Annotated in this window: 11 protein-coding genes; 4 read left to right on the top strand and 7 right to left on the bottom strand. The window is 60.9% G+C overall.

Translation table 11 applies throughout. The annotated features are described in order from the left end of the window. Positions 1 to 52 precede the first annotated feature (52 nt). Entirely contained in the window at positions 53 to 1339 is a 1287-nt protein-coding gene (gene phoR, locus FXO12_RS18760; RefSeq protein WP_219857405.1) for a phosphate regulon sensor histidine kinase PhoR, read from the top strand. A 257-nt stretch (positions 1340 to 1596) separates the two neighbouring features. Continuing rightward, on the top strand, positions 1597 to 2937 hold the full coding sequence (locus tag FXO12_RS18755) for a hemolysin family protein (protein ID WP_057975239.1): 1341 nt from the start codon (positions 1597 to 1599) through the stop codon (positions 2935 to 2937). A gap of 135 nt (positions 2938 to 3072) precedes the next feature. Here the strand turns inward: FXO12_RS18755 and FXO12_RS18750 are convergent, their stop codons facing one another. The 7 genes from FXO12_RS18750 to FXO12_RS18720 all read right to left on the bottom strand — a co-directional run bounded on the left by FXO12_RS18750 (position 3073) and on the right by FXO12_RS18720 (position 12500). Then, positions 3073 to 3972 carry a response regulator gene (locus tag FXO12_RS18750; protein WP_034129124.1) on the bottom strand — a complete coding sequence of 300 codons (900 nt, stop codon included), beginning with the start codon at positions 3970 to 3972 and terminating at the stop codon, positions 3073 to 3075. Positions 3973 to 4136: 164 nt separating this feature from the next. Beyond that, on the bottom strand, positions 4137 to 4898 hold the full coding sequence (gene phoU, locus FXO12_RS18745; RefSeq protein WP_034129125.1) for a phosphate signaling complex protein PhoU: 762 nt from the start codon (positions 4896 to 4898) through the stop codon (positions 4137 to 4139). Between the two features lie 70 nt (positions 4899 to 4968). Beyond that, positions 4969 to 5802 (bottom strand): phosphate ABC transporter ATP-binding protein PstB, encoded by an 834-nt coding sequence (pstB, locus tag FXO12_RS18740; RefSeq protein ID WP_003195626.1) that lies wholly within the window; start codon positions 5800 to 5802, stop codon positions 4969 to 4971. 99 nt (positions 5803 to 5901) lie between these two features. After that, positions 5902 to 7572 (bottom strand): phosphate ABC transporter permease PstA, encoded by a 1671-nt coding sequence (gene pstA / locus FXO12_RS18735; protein ID WP_034129126.1) that lies wholly within the window; start codon positions 7570 to 7572, stop codon positions 5902 to 5904. Between the two features lie 15 nt (positions 7573 to 7587). Then, positions 7588 to 9621: an ABC transporter permease subunit gene (locus FXO12_RS18730; RefSeq protein ID WP_173647461.1), complete on the bottom strand. Its 2034-nt coding sequence runs from the start codon at positions 9619 to 9621 to the stop codon at positions 7588 to 7590. Between the two features lie 483 nt (positions 9622 to 10104). Further along, positions 10105 to 11091, bottom strand: a complete 987-nt coding sequence (locus FXO12_RS18725) for a phosphate ABC transporter substrate-binding protein PstS (protein ID WP_003195633.1) — start codon at positions 11089 to 11091, stop codon at positions 10105 to 10107. A gap of 119 nt (positions 11092 to 11210) precedes the next feature. Then, positions 11211 to 12500 carry an MFS transporter gene (locus FXO12_RS18720; protein ID WP_034129128.1) on the bottom strand — a complete coding sequence of 430 codons (1290 nt, stop codon included), beginning with the start codon at positions 12498 to 12500 and terminating at the stop codon, positions 11211 to 11213. Positions 12501 to 12906: 406 nt separating this feature from the next. Between FXO12_RS18720 and FXO12_RS18715 the strand changes: the two genes are divergently transcribed. Both FXO12_RS18715 and FXO12_RS18710 read left to right on the top strand, forming a co-directional pair. Beyond that, positions 12907 to 13311: an acyl-CoA thioesterase gene (locus tag FXO12_RS18715; RefSeq protein ID WP_003176975.1), complete on the top strand. Its 405-nt coding sequence runs from the start codon at positions 12907 to 12909 to the stop codon at positions 13309 to 13311. 58 nt (positions 13312 to 13369) lie between these two features. Then, a complete protein-coding gene (locus FXO12_RS18710; RefSeq protein WP_057975237.1) occupies positions 13370 to 14269 on the top strand; it encodes a D-hexose-6-phosphate mutarotase in 900 nt (299 codons plus the stop codon). Positions 14270 to 14308: the final 39 nt, after the last annotated feature.

Raw genomic sequence — 14308 nt, 5'->3', positions numbered from 1 at the left:
CTCCGAAGGACGCACCTTGAACCAGAACTGGCATGGCACCCTGATCCGCCACATGCTTCTGTTGATCACTGCCTGCCTGCTGGTCGGGCTGATCAGTGGCTATTACGGCTGGAGCCTGGCCGCCGGCATCGCGTTGTACCTGGGCTGGACCCTCAAACAATTGCTGCGCCTGCATGAATGGCTGCGCCAGCACAAACCCGATGAGGCCCCCCCCGATGGCTATGGCCTGTGGGGCGAGGTGTTCGACAGCATCTACCACCTGCAGCGCCGCGACCAACGGGTACGCGGGCGCCTGCAAGCGGTGATCGACCGGGTGCAGGAGTCCACCGCCGCACTCAAGGACGCGGTGATCATGCTCGACAGCGACGGCAACCTGGAATGGTGGAACCGTGCCGCCGAGACTCTGCTGGGCCTCAAGACGCCCCAGGACAGCGGCCAGCCGGTGACCAACCTGGTGCGTCACCCGCGCTTCAAGGAATACTTCGAGCAGGACAACTACGAAGAAGCCCTGGAAATCCCCTCGCCCACCAACGACCGCGTGCGCATCCAGCTGTACCTGACTCGCTACGGCAACAACGAGCACTTGATGCTGGTACGTGATGTGACCCGTATCCACCAGTTGGAGCAGATGCGCAAAGACTTCGTCGCCAACGTTTCCCATGAGCTGCGCACGCCGTTGACGGTGATCTGCGGCTACCTGGAGACGTTGCTGGACAATGTCGATGAGATCAACCCACGCTGGAGCCGCGCCCTGCAGCAGATGCAGGTGCAAGGCTCGCGCATGCAAACCCTGCTTAACGACCTGCTGTTGCTAGCCAAGCTTGAAGCCACGGACTACCCCTCGGACAACCACCCCGTGGCGGTGCAGAGCCTGTTGCAGACGATCAAGAACGATGCCCAGGCCCTCTCGGGCGAACGCGGGCAGCAGATCACGCTGGAGGCCGACCCAACCGTATTGCTCAAGGGCAGTGAAGGCGAATTGCGCAGTGCATTCTCCAACCTGGTGTTCAACGCGGTGAAGTACACCCAGGACAAGGGCAATATCCGCATTCGCTGGTGGGCCGACGAGCACGGCGCGCACCTGAGTGTGCAGGACTCGGGTATCGGTATCGACGCCAAGCACCTGCCGCGCCTGACCGAGCGCTTCTACCGTGTCGACTCCAGCCGCAACTCCAACACCGGCGGCACCGGGCTGGGCCTGGCCATCGTCAAGCATGTGCTGCTGCGCCATCGGGCCCGCCTGGAAATAAGCAGCGTGCTGGGGCATGGCAGTACCTTTACCTGTCATTTTCCGCCGGCGCAGGTAAACCGTTCGCGAGCGGTCGAGGCCGATGATTAAGCGGAAGTGAGCACGGCCCACTGTGGGAGCTGGCTTGCCTGCGATGACGGCGGGTCAGCCAAATTATCGGTAGCAGGCAGACCGCCATCGCAGGCAAGCCAGCTCCCACACGGGTTCTGCGACACGACTTTGCAGCCCCGCCCGGCAGCGGGCACTAGGCAAGCGCCCCGTCAGCCGCTACATTGGCCGACTTGCGCCTGCCTTTCAGGCCTACCTGTCACCCCTTATTGAACACACGGAACCTGCAAAACCCCATCATGGACCCTTCCCCTGGCATTACCCTCGCTACACTCTTCGCCGATTTCGGCATGATTCTTTTTGCACTGATCCTGGTACTGCTCAACGGTTTCTTCGTTGCGGCGGAATTTGCCATGGTCAAACTGCGCGCCACCCGCGTCGAGGCCATCGCCCATAAGAACGGCTGGCGCGGGCAGATCCTGCGTACCGTGCACAGCCAGCTCGACGCCTACCTCTCGGCTTGCCAGTTGGGTATCACCCTGGCGTCCCTGGGCCTGGGCTGGGTCGGTGAACCGGCTTTTGCGCACATCCTCGAGCCGATGCTGAGCGCGGTCGGCGTGCAGTCGCCGGAAGTGATCAAGGGCGTGTCGTTCTTTGCCGCCTTCTTCGTGATTTCCTACCTGCACATCGTGGTCGGTGAGTTGGCCCCAAAATCCTGGGCGATTCGCAAACCCGAGTTGCTGTCACTGTGGACGGCCGTGCCGCTGTACCTGTTCTACTGGGCGATGTACCCGGCCATTTACCTGCTCAACGCCAGTGCCAACGCCATCCTCCGTATCGCGGGCCAAGGCGAGCCTGGCCCCCACCATGAGCACCATTACAGCCGCGAAGAACTCAAGCTGATCCTGCACTCCAGCCGTGGCCAGGACCCCAGCGACCAAGGCATGCGCGTACTGGCCTCCGCCGTGGAAATGGGCGAGCTGGAAGTAGTGGACTGGGCCAACTCCCGGGAAGACCTGGTGACCCTGGACTTCAACGCCCCGCTCAAGGAAATTCTCGCGCTGTTCCGTCGCCATAAATTCAGCCGCTACCCAGTGTATGACGCGGTGCGCAACGAGTTTGTCGGCTTGCTGCACATCAAGGATTTGCTCCTGGAACTGGCGGCCCTGGACCATATCCCCGAATCGTTCAACCTGGCCGAATTGACCCGCCCACTGGAACGCGTATCGCGGCATATGCCGTTGTCGCAACTGCTGGAGCAGTTCCGCAAAGGCGGCGCGCACTTCGCCCTGGTGGAAGAAGCCGACGGCAAGATCATCGGCTACTTGACCATGGAAGACGTGCTGGAAGTGCTGGTGGGCGATATCCAGGACGAACACCGCAAGGCCGAGCGCGGCATCCTCGCCTACCAGCCCGGCAAACTGCTGGTGCGTGGCGACACGCCGTTGTTCAAGGTGGAACGCCTGTTGGGCGTCGACCTGGACCACATCGAAGCCGAAACCCTGGCCGGCCTGATCTACGACACGCTCAAGCGCGTGCCGGAAGAAGAAGAAGTGCTGGAAGTTGAAGGCTTGCGGATCATCATCAAGAAGATGAAAGGGCCGAAGATCGTGTTGGCCAAGGTGTTGTTGCTGGACTGACTGTAGACGCCCTCTGTAGGAGCGAGCTTGCTCGCGAAAAACTCACAGGCGCCGCGTTTATTCAGGAAGCACGCGTTATCGTTGGCGTTTTTCGCGAGCAAGCTCGCTCCTACAGGGGATAGGCGTCGCGGTGCTTCACGCACCCGGCACGAAATGCTTCTGCGCCGTGCCACGGGCGATCAGGCGGGATATGTAGTCCAGCTTCTGCGCATCCTGGTCGATAAAGCGGAAAGTCAGTTGCAACCAGTCGCTGTCGGGCTTGGGCTCGTAGGCGACGATGGCGTGCAGGTAGCCGTTGAGCCGTGCGACTTCGGCGTTGTCGCCCTGTTCAAGGTCGAGCACGGCGCTTTCCAGTACTTGTGGCAGGACCTCGCCACGCTTTACCACCAGCAACGCTTCCTTGATGCTCAGGGCCTTGATCACGCATTGCTGGGTGCCGCTTGCGAGGCGCAACTGGCCCTGACCGCGACTGCCAGTCGGCGCCGCTGCTGCGGGGGCCTTGGCTGGCGGTGTATTGAGCAGACCTTTGCTGGGCGCCGCCACCGGGGCCGGCTTGACCGCTTCGGGTTTGCCGCCGGTCAGGGCGCTCAGGGAGTCGTTGCCAAAGGCTGAGTTCATCTTGGTCGGCGCGCTGGCAATCAGCGCATCGAGGCGACCGATCTTGTGCAGGGCCTGCTTGACCTTGTTCAGCAACTGCTCGTTGGTGAACGGCTTGCTGACGTAGCCGGAAACCCCCGCCTGAATAGCCTGCACCACGTTTTCCTTGTCGCCACGGCTGGTCACCATCACGAACGGCATGGCCTTCAGGTGCGCTTGCTCGCGGCACCAGGTCAACAGCTCAATGCCGGACATTTCCGGCATTTCCCAGTCACACAGCACCAGGTCGAAGGTTTCGCGCATGAGGATGGATTGCGCCTTTTTGCCGTTCACCGCATCTTCGATCTTGATCCCGGGGAAGTAATTACGCAGGCACTTCTTCACCAGGTCGCGAATAAACGAGGCGTCATCCACCACCAACACACTGACTTTACTCATCGACCCTTCATCCTATAAAAACGTCTGCAAAACGCCTGACTGATGGCATTTTGCCAAAACTCGCGGGTCACAGAAGGACTTTATGGCGCCTGCTGTGCAAAAAATTCAGATGCCGCAAACAAAAACGCCCGGCCAGAGGCCGGGCGTTAATTTCTCGGGCAACCTTACTTATCGTCAGATTCGCCCGGAACATTAGGGATTAGATCAGCAGTGCCTTCAACTTCGGCCTTCATGCGCTTTAGGCCCATGTGCCGGACGTCGGTGCCGCGCACCAGATAAATCACCAATTCCGAGATATTGCGCGCGTGGTCGCCGATACGCTCCAGGGAGCGCAGCACCCAGATAATGTTCAAGACCCGCGAGATCGAACGCGGGTCTTCCATCATGTAGGTGGCCAACTCGCGCAGCGCGGTCTTGTATTCGCGGTCGATGATCTTGTCGTACTGAGCCACCGACAACGCCAGTTCGGCGTCAAAGCGGGCGAAAGCGTCGAGGGCATCGCGCACCATGTTGCGCACCTGATCGCCGATATGGCGCACTTCCACGTAGCCACGGGGCGCCTCACCCTCTTCGCACAGCTGGATGGCGCGGCGGGCAATCTTGGTGGCTTCATCGCCAATGCGCTCCAGGTCGATCACCGACTTGGAAATGCTGATGATCAAACGCAGGTCCGAGGCCGCTGGCTGGCGGCGGGCAAGAATGCGCAGGCACTCTTCGTCGATATTGCGTTCCATCTGGTTGATCTGCTCGTCAATCTCACGCACCTGCTGAGCCAGGCCCGAGTCGGCCTCGATCAGCGCGGTGACCGCATCATTGACTTGCTTCTCCACCAGCCCGCCCATCGCCAGGAGGTGGCTGCGCACTTCCTCAAGCTCGGCATTGAACTGCGCGGAGATGTGGTGGGTAAGGCCTTCTTTGCTAATCATGTTGGCGTCCTTGGAGCGTCCGGTAAGGTGCGGAGAACCGCAGCGTCAGTGCAATCAGAACCACAGCTTCCTAGCCGTAGCGACCGGTGATGTAGTCTTCGGTCTGCTTCTTCGCCGGATTGGTGAACAGGGTGTCGGTATCGCCGAACTCCACCAGCTTGCCCATGTACATGAACGCGGTGTAGTCGGAAACCCGCGCCGCCTGTTGCATGTTGTGGGTCACGATAACGATGGTGAACTTGGACTTGAGCTCGTAGATCAGTTCTTCGACTTTCAGCGTCGAGATCGGGTCGAGTGCCGAGCACGGTTCGTCGAGCAGCAGCACTTCCGGCTCCACGGCGATGGTGCGCGCGATCACCAGACGTTGCTGCTGGCCGCCGGACAGGCCGAGTGCCGATTCGTGCAGGCGGTCCTTGACCTCGTCCCACAGCGCCGCGCCTTTAAGGGCCCACTCAACGGCTTCGTCGAGGATGCGCTTCTTGTTGATGCCCTGGATGCGCAGGCCGTAGACCACGTTTTCGTAGATGGTCTTGGGGAACGGGTTAGGCTTCTGGAACACCATGCCCACGCGGCGACGCAGTTCGGCCACGTCTTCGCCCTTGCGGTAGATATTGGTGCCGTAGAGGTTGATTGCACCTTCTACACGGCAACCGTCCACCAGGTCATTCATGCGGTTGAAGGTACGCAACAACGTGGACTTGCCGCAGCCCGACGGGCCGATGAAGGCGGTCACGCGTTGCTTGGGGATGTTCATGCTGACATCGAACAGTGCCTGCTTGTCGCCGTAGTACAGGCTCAGGCCGGGGACTTCGATGGCCACGGTTTCCTGGGCCAGGCTCAGGCTCTGCTTGTCGCGACCCAGGGCAGACATGTTGATGCCGTGGGATTGGGTTTCGTGTTGCATGGGATGCTCCCTGTGCTACCAATTCATTTCGTTGAACCGCCGGGGCGGCTTACTCAAATTCTGTGCCTGACACCGAGCCAGCTCCCACATTGGATCGCATTAGCTGTCCAGCGCTTTGTATTTTTCGCGCAGGTGGTTACGAATCCACACTGCCGACAGGTTGAGCGTGGCGATCACCAGTACCAGCAGCAAGGCGGTGGCGTACACCAACGGCCGTGCGGCTTCGACGTTGGGGCTCTGGAAGCCGACGTCATAAATATGGAAGCCCAGGTGCATGATCTTCTGGTCCAGGTGCAGGTACGGGTAGTTGCCATCCAGCGGCAGCGACGGCGCCAGCTTCACTACACCCACCAGCATCAGCGGTGCCACCTCACCCGCGGCACGGGCCACGGCGAGGATCATGCCGGTCATCATCGCCGGGCTGGCCATTGGCAGCACGATCTTCCACAACGTTTCCGCCTTGGTCGCGCCGAGCGCCAGGGAGCCTTCACGCACGGTGCGAGGAATCCGCGCCAGGCCTTCTTCGGTGGCCACGATCACCACAGGCACCGCCAGCAGCGCCAGGGTCAGCGAAGCCCAGAGCAACCCCGGCGTACCGAAGGTCGGCGCAGGCAGCGCTTCAGCGAAGAACAAACGGTCTACCGAGCCCCCCAGTACATACACGAAGAAGCCCAGGCCGAACACGCCGTAGACGATGGCCGGTACGCCGGCCAGGTTGTTCACGGCGATGCGGATGATGCGCGTCAAGGTGTTCTGCTTGGCGTATTCACGCAGGTACACCGCGGCCAGTACGCCAAACGGGGTCACGATCATTGCCATGATCAGGGTCATCATCACGGTGCCGAAGATGGCCGGGAAGATCCCGCCTTCGGTGTTGGCTTCCCGTGGGTCATCGCTGAGGAATTCCCAGACCTTGCTGAAGTAGAAGCCGATCTTGGTCATCGTGCCCATGGCGTTCGGCTGATAGGCGTGCACCACTTTGCCGATGCCGATTTCCACTTCCTTGCCGTTGCCGTCACGCGCCGTCAGGGCGTCGCGGTTGAACTGGGCATGCAGGTCGGCCAGGCGCGCTTCGATGTCCTGGTAGCGGGCGTTCAGCTCGGCGCGGTCGGCGTCCATGTCGGCCTGGGCGGCAGCGTCGAGCTTGCCTTCCAGTTCCAGTTTGCGACCGTGCAGGCGGATGCGCTCCAGCCCTGCGTTGATCGCGCCAATATCGGTTTTTTCCAGGCTCTTGAGCTGAGCGGCCAGCTTGTTCACGCGGTCCACGCGGGCTTGCAGCTCAGGCCACGCGGCCTCGCCTTCGGCAATCACCTTGCCGTCCTGCTTGACGTTGACCAGGGTGCCGTAGAAGTTGCCCCACTCACGACGCTCGATGGCCATCAGGTTCGCAGGCTTGGTCTGGTCCTTCAGCCACTCACCGACAATCCAGGTGAAGTCGTTACCGTTCAGGTCGCGGTTGCCGACCTTGATCAGCTCACGGGTCATGAATTCCGGGCCTTGGTCCGGCACCGGCAGGCCCGCGCTTTTCAGGCGCTCACGCGGCACTTCTTCTTTCTGCACCACTTCGCCGATCACGATGTGGTTGGCCTGGCCTGGCACGTTGTAGTTGGCCTGGATCAGGTCGGCCGGCCAGAAATGGCCCAGGCCCCGCACCGCAATCACAGCCAGCAAACCAATGGTCATGATGACCGCGATGGACACCGCGCCACCGCTGATCCAGACGCCGGGGGCGCCGCTCTTGAACCATCCATTCAGGGAGTTCTGTTTCACAGACTTCTACCTTTCTTAAAGCGACGAGTATTTCTTGCGCAGACGCTGACGAATCAGCTCGGCGAGGGTGTTCATGATGAAGGTGAACAACAGCAGCACCAGCGCAGAGAGGAACAGCACGCGGTAATGACTGCCGCCCACTTCCGACTCGGGCATCTCCACCGCAACGTTGGCCGCCAGGGTGCGCAGGCCCTCGAACAGGTTCATCTCCATCACCGGGGTGTTACCGGTAGCCATCAGTACGATCATGGTCTCGCCCACAGCGCGGCCCATGCCGATCATCAGCGCCGAGAAGATGCCCGGGCTGGCGGTGAGGATGACCACGCGGGTCATGGTCTGCCACGGCGTGGCGCCCAGGGCCAGGGAACCCAGAGTCAGGCCGCGTGGCACGCTGAACACGGCGTCTTCGGCGATGGAGTAGATGTTCGGGATCACCGCAAAACCCATGGCCAGGCCGACCACCAACGCGTTGCGCTGGTCGTAGGTAATGCCCAGATCGTGGGAGATCCACATGCGCATGTCACCGCCGAAGAACCAGGTTTCCAGGTACGGGCTCATGTACAGCGAGAGCCAGCCCACCAACAGGATCACCGGGATCAGGATCGCGCTTTCCCAACCATCGGGAACGCGCAGGCGGATCGACTCAGGCAAGCGGCTGAAGACAAAGCCGGCGACCAGGATGCCAATCGGCAACAGCATCAACAGACTGAAAATGCCCGGCAGGTGCCCTTCCACATACGGCGCCAGGAACAGGCCGGCGAAGAATCCGAGGATCACCGTCGGCATGGCTTCCATCAGCTCGATCACCGGCTTGACCTTGCGGCGCAGGCTCGGCGCCATGAAGTAAGCGGTGTAGATCGCTGCAGCAACCGCCAGTGGCGCCGCCAGCAACATGGCGTAGAACGCGGCCTTCAAGGTACCGAAGGTCAGCGGGGCCAGGCTCATCTTGGGTTCGAAGTCAGTGTTGGCGGCCGTGGATTGCCAGACGTATTTAGGCTCGTCGTAGTTCTCGTACCAGACCTTGCTCCACAACGCGCTCCACGACACTTCCGGGTGCGGGTTGTCGAGCAACAACGGTTGCAGCTTGCCACCCGCCTCGACAATCACACGGTTGGCCCGTGGCGACATGCCGAACAGACCCTGGCCGTCGACCACCGGGTCCACCAGCAAGGTGCGGTGGGCAGTGCTGTGGAACACGCCGAACTGGCCAGCAGCATCCAGGGCGGTGAAGCCTTTGCGGCGCTCTTCAGCGCTGATTTCGACGATGGGCGCGGTGCCCATCTGGAAGGTGCGGATCTGCTTCAGGCGCTGTTCGCCATCGGGGTCGCGGGCCATGAACCACTGGGCCAGGCCGCCTTTGGAGTTACCCAGGATCAGCGAGATACCGCCGACCAACTGGGTGCTGGCGGTGATTTCCGTGTCGGCGTCTTCCAACAGTTTGTAGCGACCGTTGAGGCTCTTGTCGCGCAGGCTGAACACGTCGGCCAGGGCACGGCCGTTGATCACATACAACCACTGCTGGCGTGGGTCGATGAAGATCGCCTTCACCGGCTCGGTCATCTGCGGCAGCTCGACGCGCTTCTGCTCGCTGGTGACCTCACCGGTCATCATGTTTTCTTCACGGCTCAGGGTCAGCACGTTCAAGTGCGAACCGGCGGAACCTGCCACCACCAGGGAGGTATCGGTGGCGTTGAGCGCAACGTGTTCCAGGGGACGACCGGCGTCATCCAGCACGATCGGCGTTTCGCCGTAGGGGTACTCGATCGCTGGGGTGATGGTCTTCTTGCCGTCCGGGTACGACACCTTATAGGTGTGGCGGAACACCAAAGACTGGCCATTGGACAAGCCAAGAATCACCAGCGGGCTGCCCGGCTGATCTTCACCAATGGAAGCAACACTGGTACCGGCCGGAATTGGCAGGTCAACACGCTTGAGCTCGGCACCGGTGTCCACGGCAAAGAACAGCGCCTGGCCCTTGTCGGAAACCCGCATGGCGACCTGGTTCTGTTCTTCGAGGGAGATCATCAACGGCTTGCCGGCGTCCTGCATCCAAGCGGGCGTCAACGCGTCTTCCTTGGTCAACGAGGCGCCCTGGAACAATGGCGCAACCACATAGGCGAGGAAGAAGAAGATCAGGGTAATGGCGGCCAGCACGGCGAGGCCGCCGACCAGCACATACCAACGGGTGAAGCGATCCTTGAGCGCGCGGATGCGGCGCTTGCGTTGCAGCTCAGGCGTATTGAAATCAATGCGCTTGGGAGGGGAAGTCGTCGTCATGGTGGAATTGGCCAGATCATTCATGCGCACACCCTAGCGATCCTGTATGACAGAAAGATGACAGTGCAGTGACGCAACAAATCCGCCGCGAAGCAGGGCTGGCAGCGGATAAAAATTAGGGATGCAGACTGCTTATGTGGGAGCGGGCTTGCCCGCGATGGCATCAACACGATTTCAACGCTAAACCGCGTCGCCAGCATCGCGGGCAAGCCCGCTCCCACAGAAAAGCATGCGTCTACATCAGGTATCGCAGGCTTAGTTGCCTTCTTTCAGACCCAGGTCAGCCAGGGCCTTGGCGGCGACTTTGGCTGGCAGCGGGATGTAGCCGTCTTTGACCACCACTTCCTGGCCCTGCTTGGACAGCACCAGTTTCACGAACTCAGCTTCCAGCGGCGCCAGTGGCTTGTTCGGGGCTTTGTTGACATACACGTAGAGGAAACGCGACAGCGGATACTTGCCGTTCAGGGCGTTTTCTTCGGAGTCTTCGATGTAGTCAGTGCTGCCTTTCTTGGCCAATGGCACGGTCTTCACGCTGGCGGTCTTGTAGCCGATGCCCGAGTAACCGATGCCGTTCAGCGAGGAGCTGATCGACTGCACGACCGAAGCCGAGCCCGGTTGTTCGTTCACGTTTGGCTTGTAGTCGCCTTTGCACAGGGCTTCTTCCTTGAAGTAGCCGTAGGTGCCAGATACCGAGTTACGCCCGAACAGTTGCACTGGCTTGTTGGCCAGGTCGCCGGTCACGCCCAGGTCACCCCAGGTTTTCACATCGGCTTTGGCGCCGCACAGACGCGTCGAGGAGAAGATCGCATCGACCTGTTCCATGGTCAGGTGCTGGATCGGGTTGTCCTTGTGCACAAATACCGCCAGGGCATCCACGGCAACCGGGATTGCCGTTGGCTTGTAGCCGTACTTCTGCTCGAAGGCAGCCAGTTCGGTGTCCTTCATCTTGCGGCTCATCGGGCCCAGGTTGGAGGTGCCTTCAGTCAGCGCAGGTGGCGCAGTAGCGGAGCCAGCAGCTTGAATCTGGATGTTGACGTTCGGGTATTCCTTTTTATAACCCTCGGCCCACAGGGTCATCAGGTTAGCCAAGGTATCGGAGCCGACGCTGGACAGGTTGCCCGACACACCAGTGGTCTTGACGTAAGCCGGGATTGCCGGATCAACACCAGCGGCCACCGCGTTGGCGGTCGCAACGCCAGCAGCGACAAAAGTCATTGCCGCCATCAAACGTTTCAGTTTCATGCCTTGCTCCTAGCAGATAGGGATAATTGGATCGGGGCCAAGTATCGGCAGGCCGTGTGAACACTCTATGTCTGAAATATGACAATTAGATGAAAGGCCACTATCTGAATGTGCAGGCTTCAGCGGCCGCGTTTCCACAGATACCCGCCCACCAGCATCCCCATCACACACAGGACGGCCACATAGTAAGCCGGGCCCATCGGGCTCTCCTTCATCAGCAGCGACACCGCCAATGGCGTCAACCCGCCGAACACGGCATAAGCAACGTTATAGGAGAACGACAGACCGCTGAAGCGCACCACCGGCGGGAAGGCTTTGACCATCACGTAGGGCACCACGCCGATGGTGCCGACAAACAAGCCGGTCAGGGCATACAACGGGAACAGCCAGTCCGGGTGGGCCATCAGGCTGTGATACAGCGTCCAGGAAGTCGCCAGCAGCAGTGCGCAACCTGTGACCAGCACGCGACCGGCGCCAAAGCGGTCGGCCAGCGCACCCGAGGCGATGCAACCCAGGCTCAGGGTCACGATGGCCAGACTATTGGCTTGCAGCGCAACCGTAGGGCTGAAGTGGTAGATGGTTTGCAGCACGGTCGGGGTCATCAGGATGACTACCACCACGCCGGCCGACAATAGCCAGGTCAGCAGCATCGACAGCACAATGGCGCCACGGTGATCGCGCAACACGGCGCGCAAGGGCAGTTCAGCGGCCAGGCTCTTGCGTTGCTGCATCTCGGCGAAGATCGGGGTTTCATGCAGCCAACGACGCAGATACACCGACAGCAGGCCGAATACGCCGCCTAGCAGGAAAGGAATCCGCCAGGCGTAATCAGAGACCTGTTCCGGTGTATAGGCGCTATTGATGGCGGTAGCCACCAACGAGCCCAGCAGAATACCGGCGGTGAGGCCGCTGGTCAGGGTGCCGCAGGCATAGCCGATGTGGCGCGGCGGGACGTGCTCGGAGACGAACACCCAGGCGCCCGGTACTTCGCCGCCAATCGCCGCGCCCTGGATGATGCGCATCAGCAGCAACAGGACCGGCGCCCACAGGCCGATCTGCGCGTAGGTGGGCAGCAGCCCCATGATCAGGGTGGGTACGGCCATCATGAAGATGCTCAGGGTGAACATCTTCTTGCGCCCCAGCAGGTCACCAAAGTGCGCCATGATGATGCCGCCCAAGGGGCGCGCCAGGTAGCCGGCGGCGAAGATGCCGAAGGTCTGCATCATGCGCAGCCATTCGGGCATGTCGACAGGGAAGAACAGTTTCCCGACCACGGTGGCGAAAAACACAAAGATGATGAAGTCGTAGAACTCCAGCGCTCCACCCAGGGCAGACAGCGACAGGGTTTTGTAGTCGTTGCGGGTCAGCGGGCGCGAGGGTTGCGCACTGCTTGCGGGCACGGAGGACATGGCAAGGCTTCTCTTATAGTAATCATCGTAAAGGACTGCACGCCCGTGACTTGCGGCGGGTTTGGCAAGATAGCAAATCGCTCGAAAAAGCACAGCGCCAGGAGCACAGTTGCGCGCAAAAGCCCCGATACAGCGTCTATTTACCGACCAAATGAGCGTCGGGAGGTCGTCGTGGCGCCAGGGTCTCGATATACTCGCCGGTGCAAGCGCCAGACCCGCTGTCTTGAGGGGCTGCTGTGCCAAAACGTTGTTGGGTGCCATCCAGCCGATTTGGCAGAGTTTCCCTTTAGTTCGCCTTACGAGAAACGCATCGAGCGGTGTATGTTGGTGCTGAAACGTTTTTCTGAGAAGACGGCTATCCACTTGAAATACCCATGAAGCGTCACGGGTCAGAGGCACCCTCGGCATGATCGAACTCGAACAAGAAGATCCTATCCCGCAAGGCGATCTCGCCCTGCAAATCACCGCGCTCCCGCGTGAAACCAACGGTTTTGGCGATATCTTCGGCGGCTGGCTGGTCGCGCAGATGGACCTCGCCGGCACGGCAATGGCCAGCAAGGTCGCCGGTGGGCGCGTGGCCACCGTGGCCATTGATCGCATGGCGTTTCTGGTGCCGGTGGCCGTGGGTGCGCAGCTTTCCTTCTATACCCAGGCCCTGGAAATCGGCCGCAGTTCGATCCAGATGATGGTCGAAGTGTGGAGCGACGATCCGTTGTCCAGCGAATGGCGCAAGGTGACCGAAGCCGTATTCGTGTTCGTCGCCATCGATGGCAGCGGCCGCACGCGCTCGGTACCGTCACGGGCGCGTTAAACCTCGCCGGGTTTTAACGGTCAATTGCCCCATTGCCTGCCACTAAGAGAGCTTTGTCATGCCTACGCCCCACGTTGAGACGGTAAAAATCGACGAGCTGGACTGCTGGCGCATCCGCCACAACGGCGCCGAGCTGATGGTGGCCCAACAGGGTGCGCATATCTTCAGTTACCAGCGCGAGGGCGAACAGCCGCTGATCTGGCCGAACCCTGAGGCAGTGTTCAAGCAGGGCAAAGGCATTCGTACTGGCGTACCAGTGTGCTGGCCGTGGTTCGGGGTGTTCGACCGCAACCCGCAAAGCGTCAAAGCCATGCGCCAGAGTGATCAGCCTGCCGGCGCCCACGGTTTTGTGCGCACCGCCCGCTGGGAACTGGCCATCACCGAACTCGACGGCCAGACGCTGCGAGTGGACCTGGTATTGCCGGTGCCGGCTGGCGGCTTTCCAGGCTGGCCCCATCAGGTAGACCTGACGCTGAGCCTGCTGTTGGATGACCAACTGCACATCCGCCTGACCAGCCACAACCGCGGCGCCGACGCCGTGACCCTCAGCCAGGCATTGCACACCTACTTCGCCGTGAGCGATGTGCGCAAGGTGCAGGTCGAGGGCCTGGATGGCGTGGCTTACATCGATACCGCCGACGGGTGGGCCGAGAAACAGCAAGCCGGGCTGCTGCACTTCAGCGCCGAAACAGACCGCATTTACCTGAATACGCCGGCCCAGTTGAACATCGTCGATAGCGATTGGCAGCGCCGTATCCAGCTCACCAGCGAAGGCTCGAAATCCACCGTGGTCTGGAACCCCTGGACCGAACGCGCCAAGGCTTTCGACGATATGGCCGATGACGGCTGGCAGGGTATGTTGTGCATCGAGACGGCCAACGTGCTGGACGATGTTGTGAACCTGGCGCCCGGCGAAAGCCACACTCTAGGCGTGAGCATCACGGCACTGGCCTTGTAAACCCAATCAAATGTGGGAGCTGGCTTGCCTGCGATGCAG

It is taken from the genome of Pseudomonas sp. J380, assembly GCF_009827115.1.
Taxonomy (GTDB): domain Bacteria; phylum Pseudomonadota; class Gammaproteobacteria; order Pseudomonadales; family Pseudomonadaceae; genus Aquipseudomonas; species Aquipseudomonas paracarnis.
Note: the sequence above shows the minus strand (reverse complement) of the source record. Positions and strands in the feature narration are given on the sequence as shown.